The sequence below is a fragment of the Peribacillus sp. 05N428 genome (assembly GCF_056397085.1).
In genome coordinates this window covers 63,478-77,699 of the sequence record NZ_JBFTMS010000009.1, presented here as the reverse complement: position 1 = coordinate 77,699, position 14,222 = coordinate 63,478, and the positions used below count along the sequence as shown (strand labels likewise).

Genomic DNA, 14,222 nt, shown 5'->3' with positions numbered 1-14,222 from the left:
TAAAATCCGAGAACCTTTTACAGATTCCCGGATCACTCTGCTTATTCTTTAATCAGCTTCAATGAGGTTACCACTTCCACATGGCTCGTCTGCGGGAACATGTCCACGGGCTGCATGGCCTCCACGCGATATGAAGAGCCCAGTTCTTGTAAGTCCTTCGCCAATGTGGACGGGTTGCATGATACGTACACTATGGTTTTCGGTTTAACTTTCAAGATTGTCTGCAGTAAAGATTGGTCACAGCCGGATCTTGGCGGGTCGACGACCAGTACGTCCGGTTTCCAGCCTTCTTTGGTCCAGCGTGGAAGGATATTCTCGGCTTTGCCTGTTTCATAGTATACATTGTTGCGTTTATGTTTTTTGGCATTTTTCTTGGCGTCCTCAATGGATTCTTTGATGACGTCCATCCCTCTGACTTCCTTGGCATTTTCAGATAGCCATAGCCCAATGGTTCCAACACCGCAATAAGCGTCAACCACTTTTTCCGTGCCGGTTAAGGCTGCTGCTTTTTTCACTTCATCATATAAGCGAACAGTTTGAACCGGGTTAAGCTGGAAGAATGTACGGGCTGATAGTTCGTATGATAGGTCACCCAATGTTTCGTTGATGACTTTTTCGCCTGCCAGGTGAATCGTTTTTTCGCCAAAGATCAGTGATGTGTCCCGGTTGTTGATGTTTTGTACGACCGATTTCACTTCTGGCAATTGGTCACGAATTTGTTTTAGCAACTGATCTTTTTGTGGAATTTCCTCCGCTCCCGTAACAAGGACAACCTGCACTTCACCTGTTTCAAATCCTACCCGTGTAATGACCGTACGGATAACACCTTTTCTTTTTCTTTCGTTATAGATCGAGATGTTCAGGTTCTTTAGTATCTTTTTCACTGTACGTGTCACCTTATTCGTTGCCTTATGCTGTACAAGGCAATTCGGGATATCGATCAGTGTATGGGAATTCATGCCGTAAAGGCCAGCAATCAACTTGCCATCTTTTTGGCCGACTTGGTACTGACTTTTATTGCGATAATTCCAAGGATCTTCCATGCCGATCGTTTCTTTTATATTTAATGAAGAAACTGGGAATTTCGAATGACGTTCCATCGCTTGAATGACGATATCTCGTTTTTCAATAAGCTGCTGGTCATAGCTCAAATGCTGCAACTGACAACCGCCGCATTCTGCGTAAACCGGACATGGCGCTGCAATGCGATGCGGTGATTCTTTACGGATGGTTTTTATTTTCGCCTCGGTGAAGTTTGGCTGAACCTTTGTAACCAAAGCTACAATTTCTTCACCAGGTAATGCTCCTGGGACGAAGACGACTTTCTTTTTGAAATAGCCGACTCCCTCTCCGTTAATCCCCAGCCGTTTAATCGTAAGGGGAAGGGTTTGATTCACTTCTAGTTTTGTATCTTGAATGTTTGTCATTTCTTTTCACTCCGTTTTTCAATGCTTCTCCACAAATAGAGGGAAGCGTAGCTTAGATATGGAGCCCATTTTACACTATAGGACTCCATTTCTTCTTGGGTTGGCTTTTGCGGTAAGCCATATAATATTTTCAAGGCATTTTGAATGCCAATGTCGGCTTTAGGAAATAGGTTCGGCCGGCCAAGTCCAAAAAGCAGGAAGTTTTCAGCCGTCCATCTACCGATACCGCGTATTTTTATTAGTGTATCCATAACCTCTTGATCGGATAGCTTTTCCATTATATCAAGGTTGAGATGGCCCTGAATGATCTGCTCGGAAAGTCCGATGACGTATTCCGCTTTCCGGCCACTGAATTGAATGGCTCTTAATTGCTCGATTTGAAGTTGGGCGGTTGTTTCCGGTGTCGGATAAAACCAGGCGCCTTCCATCTGGAAGCCGAAAGTTTTAACGAATCGTTCCGTGAGCGTATGGGCAAAAGATAAGTTCAATTGCTGATGTATGATGCATTTGACGAGGCAACTGTAGTAATCGAAGTCCAAGACTATGGCAGTACCGCGGTGCTCTTCGAATATTTCCCGCAAATCGGATTCCCGGAAGTGCCGGGAAACGCCTTCTAATGGCTGATGCCAATGAAAAACCTTTTTTAACCGTTCGATTGCTTTTGACTTGTACACCTCTGATTGACCTTTGATGATAAAAGATGGTTCATCGATATTTCCTATTGCCTGAACCTGCAAAACGATTGGTTCTTTTTCTATATATAGCGGAACTTTTACCGTCCTGTTAGTAAAATCAACTACCTGAAGTGGGTCTAACGATAATCGTTCGAGAACAAGATCGAAATTATAGGGTCCTTGAACCTGTAATTTTTCTGTCCACACAAGCGATCCATCCTTTAGCAGTTTTCCACGTATTATAGCATGTTTCCTGAAATATTACTTTAAATTGAGAAGAATGGATAAAAGCGGGACCTGAAATATCACGACAGGACCCGCTTCTCATTTTAATAAAGCATTCGGTTCGGCAACTGTTTCTCAATCATTAATTCATCAAGGCTACCAAAAGTGTACCCCTGTTTTTCAAGATCCGTCAGAATCGAGTCCAATGCTTCCGCATTATCCTTCGATACGGTATGCAATAATAAAATCGCGCCGGGATGAATCTGCTTAAGCACTTCATCATGTGCAAAAGCGGCACCCTTTTGTTGATCTACAATCCAGTCCCTATATGCCAGTGACCAAAAGATGTGGTAATACCCTTCTTTTTTTGCGATCCTCATTGTTCTCTCATTAAATACGCCACGAGGCGGCCTTAAATAGTTCATTCCCTTTTGCCCCGTTAATTTTTCCGTTGCTTCTTTTACCCGCTCAAGCTCGGTGCGAATCACATCGTCCGTCACGCTGGTCATATCCGGATGGTTCCATGAATGGTTTCCTACGATATGCCCCTCATTGGCCATACGGACAACAAGCTCAGGTGCCGTTTTTAAGTAATGACCCGTGACAAAAAAAGCTCCAGGAGCACCATGTTTCTTCAGAACATCTAAAATCTGGGCCGTATAGCCATTTTCATAACCGTTATCAAAGGTTAAATAAACGACTTTTTTCTTTGTATCCCCCTTATAAATCGCTTCATATTCAGGCAGCATTTCATTGAATTTTTTTCCGGCATCGGCAGGTGTCCCATTTTTTCCTTTATTGAAGCCCCAGTTATAGGATTCTGCAAAAGCTGGACTGGCCAAAGAGCATATCAAGCATATAAAAGCGGATAAAATCACCATTTTTTTCATTGGAATATCCCCCATGTCTTTTTTCTTATTGTTTCGAACATGGAGATTTATATGCATGATATTGTGAAGGTCGAATTCCTTCCGCAAAACCAATCCCACGCAAAAAAAAGGCCCTTCCTCCGAAAAGGATAGGCCCACATGTTTTTTTTATCCCTTAAATAACGCTTGTGCCGCCTTCCAAATAATGGCGATAGCGAAAATGAGAACGATTACAATTCCGACTACGTCAAGGAATGTTTCAAGACCGGAGAAAATCGTGTTTGCCACAGGAAGTTGGATGAAAGCAAAACCAGTTAACATGGCGAAAAAGAATAAGATGTAGTTATTCTGCATGAAAATCCCTCCTTTCTCTTCTAATGTATGTGCGACCATTCCAAAAGATTGTACTTTTCTGAGGTAATTTTCGCCTTTTTTTTCATATACATGTACCAAGGGGGGAATGTAATGCTGGAATGGGTTATCACTCTAGGCTTTGTTGGCTGTCTTGGTTTAAGTGGTGGAGTGTTTGTTCATTTTGTGAAAAGCGGATTGAATTTGGAGGATTCATCAAGGATCGATCCACTGCCGGAAATCAAAGAGTAAGATATGCAAAAGACGCTCAACCTTTTGGTGAGCGTCTTTTGCCAAACATTTATTTAAATACCGGTTCTTTGAATTGTGCCAATTTTTCCAATGAAGATTGCTGAACGTCTTTATGCAGGCTGTTTCCATGTGAATCCATGGTAACTACTGCAGTGAATCCTTCAACATTCAGATGCCACATTGCTTCTGGAATACCAAATTCAGTGAAGTTCACACCTTCGACGGATTTGATGCAGTCTGCATAATATTGAGCAGCCCCGCCGATTGCATTTAGATAAACGCCGCCGTGTTCACTTAATGCTTCTAGTGTTTTTGGTCCCATTCCGCCTTTACCGATAACTGCACGGATGCCGAATCGCTTCATGATATCGCCTTGGTATGGTTCTTCACGAATACTTGTTGTTGGTCCGGCGGCCTTCACATGCCATTTGCCCTCTTCATCCTTCAGCATAACTGGTCCACAGTGATAGATGATTTGTCCATCCAGGTCGATTGGTGCAGGATTTTCAGATAAGTGCTTGTGGATGGCGTCACGGCCTGTATACATTCTGCCGTTAATATGAACTACGTCACCCACTTTTAATTCACGAATTTGTTCTTCCGTGATTGGTGCTTGCAGGGTGATTTCACGGGAAGCTTCAACGTCCGATTCTGCAGCGGCTGCCACTTCATCCTTCGCTGCTTTTTCTGCTTCCAGAGCAAAGTCGATTTTCTCGCCTTCTTGATACAACCACTCATTGATTTCGCCTGTTTCAGGATTGACTTTCACTCCTAAACGGCGGAACGCCCAGCAGTTGTAAGCAACGGATACGAAAAAGCTTGCCGGAATACGGTGCATGACACCGATTTTACATCCAAGCAGTGTAGTTTCGCCGCCAAAGCCCATCGTGCCGATGCCCAATTCATTAGCAGTCTTCATGATGTGATCTTCAAGTTGACGAAGATCTTCATTCGGATTCACATCTTCATTACTGCGGAAAAGTTGAGCCTTAGCCAGATCATATCCAGATGAACGGTCCCCTCCGATACCCACGCCGATGAAGCCGGCACTGCAGCCTTGTCCTTGTGCTTGGTAGACAGAGTGAAGGATACATTTACGGATTCCGTCCAAATCACGGCCCGCTTTTCCCAATCCTTCAAGTTCCATAGGCAGACTGTATTGGATGTTCTTATTTTCACAGCCGCCACCTTTTAAGATGAGACGAACATCAATATAGTCTTTTTCCCACTGATCGAATTTAATGACAGGAAGACCTTCCCCAAGGTTATCCCCGCTATTTTCACCCGATAAAGAATCAACTGCGTTTGGACGAAGTTTTCCGCCTTTTGTCGCTAAAATGATTGCATTTCGAATTGCTTTTTTTATTTCAAGTTGGTTCACGCCAACCGGAGTTTTTATTTTGAAAGTCGGCAGACCAGTATCCTGACAAATCGGTGATACATTGTCGTCAGCCATTGTAATATTATTCGTGATGGTGGTCAGGCTCAATGCAGAACGAGTACCTGCATTTTCACGTTGTTTTGCACTTTTGACCGCACGACGAACATCCTTTGGAAGATTCGTTGAAGTTTCAACGATAAGACTGTACATACTTTCTTGGAATTTTTGAATATCCAAATTTCTCTTCCCCCTCTTATTTCCCCTAGATTAGATTTAATCATTTCCCTGCTTCTCTATAAATAGTGAATGATTCAACACCCGTTTTATTATACATCTAACATAATCTTTCGAAAACAAGTAATTATTTTTCTTAATGAACAGCAATTTGGAGAGAAATGAGTAAAGCGCCAGAAATAGCCCATGTGTTAAATTCCATCACCAAACATTTCCATCAAAAAAGGATGACGAAGTTTCTCGTCATCCCTTCATGAATATTAACATTGAAAAAATCATACTATCGAAACAGATATTAGTCTTCGCGGGTTTTGAATTGTTCCACTTTGCCTTCCAAATCATCTATCATGCCGATTAAACGGTCTATATCTTCCAACTCCGTATTTTCCGGTTCGATATGATCAAGAACTTCCATGAACATCGTGAGGCGTTCTTTTAAATATGTTAATTGTTCGTTTTTACCTGTAATGGATTTTCCCATGAGGCACTCTCCTTCCGTTCTTCTTTCATCGTAACGAAATCTGCTTGAAAGTGCAATGGCAAGCTATAAATGCAGCTCTCCGCCATTTGACAATTTTTGTCCCCATTGTTCATAATGGGTTAGTGCATTATTACGTAAGGAGTTTTAAATATGTCAATAATCAAGCAAGACCTTTTAACACCAATTACACCCAAGTATGATCCTTGGGAAGCATATATGGACGTTGAACAATATGGAAAACTCAGCCTTACCAATGTGGAGTTCACCACCACCACCCTTTGCAATATGCGATGTGAGCATTGTGCCGTCGGTTACACACTCCAGCCCAAGGACCCGGATGCACTGCCTCTGGAATTACTGATCCAGCGCCTTGATGAGATCCCTTTGCTTCGCTCGCTCAGCATTACTGGCGGGGAACCGATGCTTTCAAGAAAACAAGTGAAGAATTATGTTTTGCCTCTATTGAAATATGCCCGTAGTCGCGGGGTCCGGACACAAATCAATTCCAATTTGACCCTTGACTTGGAACGGTATGAGGAAATCATTCCTTATTTGGATGTTCTCCACATTTCCCATAATTGGGGAACGATCGATGAATTCATTGATATCGGCTTTGCCATGATGGACCGAAAACCATCCCGGGAACAGCGAAAGAAATTATTTGATAAAATGATCGAAAATTCCCGTGCCCTGACAAAGGCTGGTGTACTGGTATCTGCGGAAACGATGCTTAATAAACGGACATTGCCTCATCTTGAGCATATTCACAGGCAGATCGTCGATGAAATGGGATGTCAGAGGCATGAAATTCATCCGATGTATCCAAGCGATTTCGCTTCGGCACTTGAAACTTTACCACTGGACAAAATGCGTGAAGCGATTCATCATTTGCTTGATATCCGTGATGAAAATGTTTGGATGCTTTTCGGTACCCTGCCATTTTATCCTTGCAATAACAGTATAGAGGATATTAAGCTGCTTCAACGCCTTTATGGTTCACATAAAGTGACTGTGCGTAATGATCCTGATGGACGATCACGGTTGAACATCAATATTTTCACCGGGGAAGTGATCGTTACCGATTTTGGGGACGCGCCTACTTTAGGGAATATCAAAGATCAGCCCTTGACCGAATCCTATGAAACATGGATGAATTCGAAACTGGCCAATGAATTGAATTGCCACTGCCCGGCAGTCAAATGTCTAGGCCCGAATGTACTCGTCAAAAATGCATACTACCCGAAAGAGGACTTCAGGATCAGGAAGTCAACCATATGAAGAAAAACTCGCCAATCCGGCGAGTTTTTCAATTTACCTGGGTTGCTGTGAGACTGTAAAGCTGAAGGATACATGGTCCTGAACCGGTATCCATGCACCGATGCCTTGGGAAGTGATGTTCTTTATCGTAATGGTTCTTTTATTTCCTTTTAGGTTCAAATACACTTCCCCATATGTGACCTTGCCTTTTTCATTTACGGCGGAAGCAAAACTGGATAAGTAACCAATCCTATTTGACGCAACATTGTATACTTGATCTTTTTTCGTACCAGCTCCAATGATCGTTTCAAAAGCCAAAGGCAAATTCGTTTTCTCAGTGGCTTTTAACAGCATCATCTTTTGAACATCCTCAGCCTTAGGGATTTTCGCTGTCAGACCGCCACTCACTGCCTTCTGACTTTCCTGGACATAACGGATCTTATAAGGAACTTCACCGCCGCGATTATCATAGTAATTCGTATTGATCTTTTGGTATTCCCAGTTTGGTGCCGTTTCTGAAGACTCATAATTCAAGGCCCAATGGCCAAGGTAAATGGTCGCCCTGTATCCAAAAGCAAGCGGGGCTTTTGCAATTGCGGATTCATTCAACATTTGGATGAGTTCTGGATTTTCAATCTTAATATCCGACGATTCGATCAATTGTTCAGCAAGATTACTTGGCTGCAGCATCGGAAGATCCTGGGTCGGGTTCGGATACGTATTCTCCTTTGCAATATTCAATACGGAAGGTGGGATATTCACCTTATTCGGATTTGCTTTGACTTCTGGTATATCTGCTGCAAAACTTACATTCGCCTGAATAAAGGCAATTAGGGCAATCATCGTAATAAGAATAATTCTTCTCATGCTGTCGCACTCCTTTTGAGGGGTTCAATCATTTGTTTATAGATTTTGTTTTTAGCCAACATTCTATACATTTCATTCCGATTTCAACTTTGTAATAAATTTGTAAAGTTCAGAATATTTACTTTTATTCTCAAATCGGTTATACTTATTTTACATTATAAAAAGGAGGCGAAATCGTTCATACCTATTAAACCTTCAGGAGGTATGCTTATCGAACAATCCATGACACCCTTTTAAAGGATGACAGAAAACGAATTCGCTAATACTTAAATCTGATGTAAAAGGATGGTGTGACACTCTAGAATATTTTCTCAACTTTTACAAAAGCATGATGAAAAATTTTGGAATAACTTATGAATGGTAATTTACTAATATAGAAATGACTCTGCTAAATCTAACCTGAGCAGAGTCATTTTTATTTTTATAAAAAGAAAGACCTCCCGCATCGGAAGGCCTGCATTCTTATAATAAGTAAAATCCGATTCCCATAATGATGTAAGCGGCCAATAAGGTAAGCCCTTCAAACCAGTTCGTTTCCCCGTCATTGGATATCATGATCATCAAAAAGACTGCTGTAACCATTGAGATCAGTTCTGGCATTGTGAAGACAAGCGGCATATGCGTTGGATACATTAATGAAATAAGTACGAGGACAGGAGCTACGAACATCGCTACTTGAAGCGTGGAACCGACGGCTATCTCCACTGCGACATCCATTTTGTTTTTATAGGCCATTATGACGGCGGACGCATGCTCTGCCGCGTTACCCACGATTGCAACGATAATGACACCGATGAATAACTCCGACCATCCGAAGGTTTCCCCCACTTCGATGAACGTATGGACAAGTTTTTCCGATACGTATGCAACGGCCAATGTAGCGGCAGCAAGTATTATAATTGCCTTTTTCCTGCTCCACTCCGGTACTTCCTCCTCATGTTCCTCGGTTTTCTCCGTATGCTGATATCCCCCGCGGTGAGTCACCAATTTAAAGAATAATGCAGCAAGATATAATAAGATCAATATAATGGAAATTCCTACACTTAACGACATCGTGCTTGATTCACTCATGTCTTGTGTGAATACTTCCGGTATGACAAAGGCTACAATAACCGCAAAAATCAATAGACCGGCATTATGCCTCGCATCGAATACATTAAACTTCTGCCGTTTGTATTTAGTCCCTCCGACAAAGAATGAAAGGCCTGCCACCAACAATAAGTTCCCTAATACGGAACCTGTCAAAGAAGCCAACACGACCCCCACAAGCCCCGCCTTTAATGAAAAGATGGATATGATCAATTCCACTGCATTCCCAAAGGTTGCATTCAAAAGACCGCCAATCCTTGGTCCCATGACGATCGCTAAGCTTTCAGTAGCCCGGCCCATGAAGCCTGCAAGCGCGACAATGGTTAAGCAATATACGATGAACATGATCACACTCGGCCAATGCAAAAATGACCCGATGACTGATATAGGGACGCCCAGCAGGACAAGCCCAAAAAATATTTTATTCACGATACTTCTCCTCACAATCCTATAGTTCTTTTTATGTAACAAAAACTATCATATAAAATCTTCGGGCGAAGACAAAGGAAAATTTTATCACCTTCTCTCTTCTTGTCAATATTTACCCAAATTTCTATTGCTTAATCCTCTTCCTAAGATGTAACATCAAGAAGGTATACATTTCTTAGGAGACTTGATTTTATGAATAATAAATTGCTTTTTAGCGTTTTAATCTTAATTGTCGGCATATCGGGGTTTTCTCAAGGGATGCTTCTGCCGATCATTGCCATCATTTTTGAAAATGACGGACTTAGCTCATCCCTGAACGGGTTTCATGCAGCCTCGCTTTATATTGGAATTCTGTTGATTTCTCCTTTTATGGAAGCACCGCTCCGTAAATACGGCTATAAGCCATTGATAATATTTGGCGGGATAACGGTCATTCTATCGCTAGCCTTATTTCCTGTTTGGAAATCATTCTGGTTTTGGTTTGTCCTCCGTTTCTTCATTGGAATCGGCGATCATACACTTCACTTTGCTACCCAGACCTGGATCACTGCCATTTCACCTAAAACGAAGCGCGGAAGGAATCTCGCCATTTATGGACTTTTCTTCAGTCTTGGCTTCATGGTAGGCCCGCTGATGACGAAGCTTCTCGAGATTAATCAGTCTTTGCCTTTCATCATCACATCCATACTTAGCCTTCTGGCTTGGTCTGCTGTTTTCCTTATTAGAAACGAACTTCCTGAACAGGATGATTCCGAAAGCACCTCATTCCTGGGCACACTCAAAAGGTTTACGAAAGTGAGCCGCATAGCTTGGGTCGCATTTTTGCTTCCGTTCACATTCGGCGTGCTTGAGGCATCATTGAATAGCAATTTTCCTGTATTCGCCCTGCGTTCCGGAATCGATTTAACCGCAGTTTCCATCATCATTCCGGCATTTTCCGCGGGGACCCTGCTTACCCAGATTCCCTTAGGGATGATAAGTGACCGTTTTGGACGGCGAAAGACCTTGCTGACGATCCTTTTTTCAGGATTTGCCATATTCACGCTTGCAGGGATTTATTCCTATTCAGTGCTTGGTCTATTCATCTGCTTTATGTTTGGCGGAATGATGGTTGGTTCCACTTTCTCGCTGGGAATCAGTTATATGGCAGATCTTTTGCCTCGAAACCTATTACCTGCAGGAAATTTATTATGCAGTATTTTCTTTAGTCTCGGCAGCATCGGCGGTCCATTTTTTGGCGGCCTTGTCATTGAACATATCCAAGGCGGGAATTTTTTCTACATGATCAGCATCATGCTTTTCCTTGTCTTCATTTCATTGGCCTTGTTTAAGGAGAAAATGCCTGCTTCTGTTATGTAATATAGTTTATTATCTGGACTCCTTCTTTTATTATTCAATTTGACCGGTATTTATCAAGAGTGCCTGTATATTGGAGATTCGATACTTTATATTTTTTACTAGATTAGAATCATTCTTCTTTATTTCTGAATAGGATATGTGGTAATATAATATTAACAAAAGGGACATCACCTTTATAAACCTTTGAAAACATTGCTGTCATCGCAATTACGATGGCAGCTTTCATATTTTATCCAGAGAAATGACGTTGATTATCTTTCTCAATTAGATATTAATCAAATGATAATCTATATCATTTACACAAAATAGAGAAGAATGTGGGAGGGAATCTTATGACTACAGATACTAAACATTTAACCCAACCGGCTACATGCAAAACCACTTGGTTGGAAAAAGCAAAACCTCATTTAGAACTTTTTGCAGCATTATTCAGCGGTTTATTAATAGTATTGGGCTGGGCCCTTTCAAAGAACGGAGTGGAGTCCACTTCCATCGTCATATACGTAGCCTCTTTCTTGATTGGTGGATTTGCCAAGGCAAAAGAAGGTATAGAAGATACGATTGCCGACCGGGAATTGAATGTTGAGATGCTGATGATTTTTGCGGCCATCGGTTCTGCGGTCATCGGATACTGGACGGAAGGTGCCATTTTGATTTTCATCTTCGCTTTAAGCGGCGCCCTTGAGACATACACGATGAATAAAAGCCATAAAGAAATTTCGGCACTTATGGACTTACAGCCTGAAGAAGCACTGCGCATCACTAACGGATATGAAGAAACCGTGTCCGTTTCCCAGTTGTATGTCGGGGATCTGATTTTAGTGAAACCGGGTGAGCGAGTTCCTTCAGATGGAAAAATCACGGACGGACGTACCAATATCGATGAAGCCGCCATTACTGGCGAATCCATACCAGTCAGTAAATCATTGGATGATGAAGTTTTCGCTGGAACGGTTAATCTCCGTGGTACGATTACCGTGGAAATCACCAAACCGGCAAGTGAAACATTATTTCAAAAAATAATCAATCTCGTTCAATCCGCACAAAGTGAAAAGTCCCCTTCCCAGCTGTTCATTGAACGGTTTGAAGGGACTTATGTAAAAGTGGTATTGACGGTTGTCGGTTTGATGATGTTCGTACCCCATTTCCTATTGGAGTGGAGCTGGACTGAAACATTCTACAGAGCGATGGTCCTGCTCGTTGTCGCTTCTCCTTGTGCCCTTATGGCCTCTATTATGCCAGCTACACTTTCTGCCATTTCAAATGGTGCACGTCATGGCATTTTGTTTAAAGGCGGCATCCATCTTGAGAATCTAGGTAACCTGCAGGCGATCGCTTTGGATAAAACCGGTACATTGACAAAAGGAAAACCAGCGGTAACGGATGTCATTATCCGCGAAGATTTAAACGAAGAAGATTTCTTATTTCACATTGCATCTGTTGAAAATTATTCGAACCACCCATTAGCAACTTCGATCGTTCGTTATGCCAAAACGAAATTGCAAAGAGATATCATTAAACCGGATAACATGGAAGATATCTCAGGTAATGGGGTTCAAGCATACATCAATGGCGTACTTTGGCAGGTAGGAAAAGCTGATTTCGTCGGTCGCAGTGAAGCAGAACGATTCCAAAATGGCATTGCGCTGACATTGGCTGAACAAGGTAAGACAATCGTGTATGCTAAAGATGATTACGGAATTGCCGGTATACTCACTTTGAAAGATGTCATGCGTGAAGAGACAGTTACAGCCATCGAAGCTTTGAGGAATGAGGGCATCCATACCGTCATGCTGACAGGCGATGGTGAAAAAACGGCTAAAGCGATTGCCTCGGAGAGCCATATTGATGCATATATTGCCGAATGCCTGCCAGAAACGAAAGTGACTGAAGTGAAAAAGCTTAAAGAACATTTTGGCACTGTAGCGATGGTTGGGGATGGCATCAATGATGCACCTGCTCTGGCAACAGCATCTGTTGGTATTGCAATGGGTGAAGGAACGGATGTTGCCTTGGAAACAGCGGATGTCGTTCTGATGAAGAATGACCTGCCGCGCATCGCGGAAGCAGTCAAATTATCCAAGAAGATGAATCGGATCATCAAACAAAACGTCATCTTTTCCATTTCGGTGATCATGATCCTGATAGCATCCAATTTCCTTCAATTCCTGGACCTCCCATATGGTGTCATTGGCCATGAAGGAAGCACAATCCTCGTTATACTGAACAGCTTAAGACTTTTGAGAAACTAAACCATGAAAAAGGAGCCATCCAAGGCTCCCTTTTTTATGTTCATTTAGTGATATCCGTTCTTACCGTTTGCAGAACCTGATGTTTTATGGTTCGAACCTTTATTTTTTCCTTTTTGTTTTGTGCTGCCATCCTTTTTACTCATGAATGAACTCCTCCTCTTTAAAAGTTGTCATTTCTTGAATAGTATCCGCAGCATGATAGTCCGCTATTACGGGAACTCCAGGAAGCTCATGCACATTCTGGCTTTTTCCTTTCACTAATGAGCGCATTTATTTCCCCGCCCAGTATGATGATGAGCCCCGATAAATAAAACCAGACCATTAATACGATTATCCCTCCAAGACTTCCATATGTTGCGGAATAATTAGCGAAGTTCTCCACATAAAATGAAAACAAAAAAGAAGCGAGGCTCCATCCTGCCGTTGCAAAGATTGCACCAGGCAGTACGGTTATGCACTTTAGCTTAATGTTGGGCGCAATCCAATAAAGGATGGTGAACACAATTAAAAATACAAGCGTACTGACCACCCAGCGAAGTTGGTTCCAAATCGTAAGAAACTCATCGGATTGTCCAATTTCGGCAAATAGGAACACTCCGATCTGTTTTCCGAATACCGGCAGCAATAAAACGACAATAAAAACAAAAATCATCGCTAAAGTGAGAAGAATCGACATTCCCCGGGAAATAAAGAAAGTTCGACTTTCTTTTACACCATATGCATGGTTAAATGCTTTAATGATTGCATTCATCCCATTCGATGCCGACCATATCGTTCCGATGACACCAAACGACAATAAAGTCCCATTCGCTTCCATCACTTCCGATAGGTTAGCTTCAATGATTTTCATCGAATCGTCAGGTGCATATGTACGGACGGTATTTAATATATCTTCATGTGAAAATGGCAGATAGGCCAATAAAGTGAATAAAAAAATAAGTAACGGAAACAGGGAAAGCAAGAAGAAATAAGACAGCTGTGCGGCAAGCCCCGACACATCATCGACCTGTAACCGTTTTACCAAAGTCTTGAAGAATGAGCCTTTCAGCCATTCTTTTTTATTGGCCATACCTCC

At 42.1% G+C, this 14,222-nt stretch carries 13 protein-coding genes; 4 read left to right on the top strand and 9 right to left on the bottom strand.

All coding sequences use genetic code 11. The annotated features are described in order from the left end of the window. Positions 1–41 precede the first annotated feature (41 nt). The 4 genes from rlmD to AC1DIV_RS11245 all read right to left on the bottom strand — a co-directional run bounded on the left by rlmD (position 42) and on the right by AC1DIV_RS11245 (position 3,549). Positions 42–1,427 carry a 23S rRNA (uracil(1939)-C(5))-methyltransferase RlmD gene (gene rlmD / locus AC1DIV_RS11260; RefSeq protein ID WP_048685151.1) on the bottom strand — a complete coding sequence of 462 codons (1,386 nt, stop codon included), beginning with the start codon at positions 1,425–1,427 and terminating at the stop codon, positions 42–44. Continuing rightward, complete coding sequence (locus AC1DIV_RS11255) at positions 1,424–2,308, bottom strand: DNA-3-methyladenine glycosylase family protein (protein ID WP_063595228.1); 885 nt, start codon at positions 2,306–2,308, stop codon at positions 1,424–1,426. The genes rlmD and AC1DIV_RS11255 overlap by 4 nt, the downstream gene beginning before the upstream one ends. Before the next feature lie 122 nt (positions 2,309–2,430). Beyond that, positions 2,431–3,216, bottom strand: a complete 786-nt coding sequence (gene pdaA / locus AC1DIV_RS11250; protein ID WP_063596049.1) for a delta-lactam-biosynthetic de-N-acetylase — start codon at positions 3,214–3,216, stop codon at positions 2,431–2,433. A gap of 147 nt (positions 3,217–3,363) precedes the next feature. Then, positions 3,364–3,549 (bottom strand): hypothetical protein, encoded by a 186-nt coding sequence (locus AC1DIV_RS11245; RefSeq protein ID WP_289348749.1) that lies wholly within the window; start codon positions 3,547–3,549, stop codon positions 3,364–3,366. Positions 3,550–3,660: 111 nt separating this feature from the next. Between AC1DIV_RS11245 and AC1DIV_RS11240 the strand changes: the two genes are divergently transcribed. Then, positions 3,661–3,798 carry a hypothetical protein gene (locus AC1DIV_RS11240; protein WP_164468808.1) on the top strand — a complete coding sequence of 46 codons (138 nt, stop codon included), beginning with the start codon at positions 3,661–3,663 and terminating at the stop codon, positions 3,796–3,798. A 49-nt stretch (positions 3,799–3,847) separates the two neighbouring features. Here the strand turns inward: AC1DIV_RS11240 and AC1DIV_RS11235 are convergent, their stop codons facing one another. Both AC1DIV_RS11235 and AC1DIV_RS11230 read right to left on the bottom strand, forming a co-directional pair. After that, positions 3,848–5,416 (bottom strand): fumarate hydratase, encoded by a 1,569-nt coding sequence (locus tag AC1DIV_RS11235; RefSeq protein ID WP_340874249.1) that lies wholly within the window; start codon positions 5,414–5,416, stop codon positions 3,848–3,850. A gap of 292 nt (positions 5,417–5,708) precedes the next feature. Next, a complete protein-coding gene (locus AC1DIV_RS11230) occupies positions 5,709–5,894 on the bottom strand; it encodes an SE1561 family protein (protein WP_034305661.1) in 186 nt (61 codons plus the stop codon). Positions 5,895–6,050: 156 nt separating this feature from the next. Here AC1DIV_RS11230 and yfkAB point away from each other — a divergent pair, with 156 nt between their 5' ends. Further along, the gene (yfkAB, locus tag AC1DIV_RS11225) at positions 6,051–7,172 is read left to right on the top strand and encodes a radical SAM/CxCxxxxC motif protein YfkAB (protein WP_373689780.1); all 1,122 of its coding nucleotides are present in this window, start codon (positions 6,051–6,053) and stop codon (positions 7,170–7,172) included. A 33-nt stretch (positions 7,173–7,205) separates the two neighbouring features. Here yfkAB and AC1DIV_RS11220 read toward each other — a convergent pair whose 3' ends face one another. Together AC1DIV_RS11220 and cax are read right to left on the bottom strand one after the other, a co-directional pair. Next, positions 7,206–8,018, bottom strand: coding sequence for a YfkD famly protein (locus tag AC1DIV_RS11220; protein WP_336863776.1), 813 nt, complete (start codon positions 8,016–8,018; stop codon positions 7,206–7,208). A gap of 462 nt (positions 8,019–8,480) precedes the next feature. Further along, positions 8,481–9,539 (bottom strand): calcium/proton exchanger, encoded by a 1,059-nt coding sequence (gene cax / locus AC1DIV_RS11215; protein WP_477576437.1) that lies wholly within the window; start codon positions 9,537–9,539, stop codon positions 8,481–8,483. A gap of 189 nt (positions 9,540–9,728) precedes the next feature. On the opposite strand from cax, the gene AC1DIV_RS11210 reads away from it, so the two are divergent. Together AC1DIV_RS11210 and AC1DIV_RS11205 are read left to right on the top strand one after the other, a co-directional pair. Beyond that, positions 9,729–10,895: an MFS transporter gene (locus tag AC1DIV_RS11210; protein WP_048685135.1), complete on the top strand. Its 1,167-nt coding sequence runs from the start codon at positions 9,729–9,731 to the stop codon at positions 10,893–10,895. A gap of 332 nt (positions 10,896–11,227) precedes the next feature. Continuing rightward, positions 11,228–13,147, top strand: coding sequence for a heavy metal translocating P-type ATPase (locus AC1DIV_RS11205; RefSeq protein WP_336863772.1), 1,920 nt, complete (start codon positions 11,228–11,230; stop codon positions 13,145–13,147). A 229-nt stretch (positions 13,148–13,376) separates the two neighbouring features. Here the strand turns inward: AC1DIV_RS11205 and AC1DIV_RS11200 are convergent, their stop codons facing one another. Next, positions 13,377–14,216: a YihY/virulence factor BrkB family protein gene (locus AC1DIV_RS11200; RefSeq protein ID WP_340874247.1), complete on the bottom strand. Its 840-nt coding sequence runs from the start codon at positions 14,214–14,216 to the stop codon at positions 13,377–13,379. Between the last annotated feature and the right edge of the window lie 6 nt (positions 14,217–14,222).

Coding starts and splice junctions, on each gene's coding strand:
- rlmD (WP_048685151.1), bottom strand. CDS start 1,427: ATGACAAACATTCAAGATACAAAACTAGAAGTGAATCAAACCCTTCCC.
- pdaA (WP_063596049.1), bottom strand. CDS start 3,216: ATGAAAAAAATGGTGATTTTATCCGCTTTTATATGCTTGATATGCTCT.
- AC1DIV_RS11245 (WP_289348749.1), bottom strand. CDS start 3,549: ATGCAGAATAACTACATCTTATTCTTTTTCGCCATGTTAACTGGTTTT.
- AC1DIV_RS11240 (WP_164468808.1), top strand. CDS start 3,661: ATGCTGGAATGGGTTATCACTCTAGGCTTTGTTGGCTGTCTTGGTTTA.
- AC1DIV_RS11230 (WP_034305661.1), bottom strand. CDS start 5,894: ATGGGAAAATCCATTACAGGTAAAAACGAACAATTAACATATTTAAAA.
- AC1DIV_RS11220 (WP_336863776.1), bottom strand. CDS start 8,018: ATGAGAAGAATTATTCTTATTACGATGATTGCCCTAATTGCCTTTATT.
- AC1DIV_RS11210 (WP_048685135.1), top strand. CDS start 9,729: ATGAATAATAAATTGCTTTTTAGCGTTTTAATCTTAATTGTCGGCATA.
- AC1DIV_RS11205 (WP_336863772.1), top strand. CDS start 11,228: ATGACTACAGATACTAAACATTTAACCCAACCGGCTACATGCAAAACC.
- AC1DIV_RS11200 (WP_340874247.1), bottom strand. CDS start 14,216: ATGGCCAATAAAAAAGAATGGCTGAAAGGCTCATTCTTCAAGACTTTG.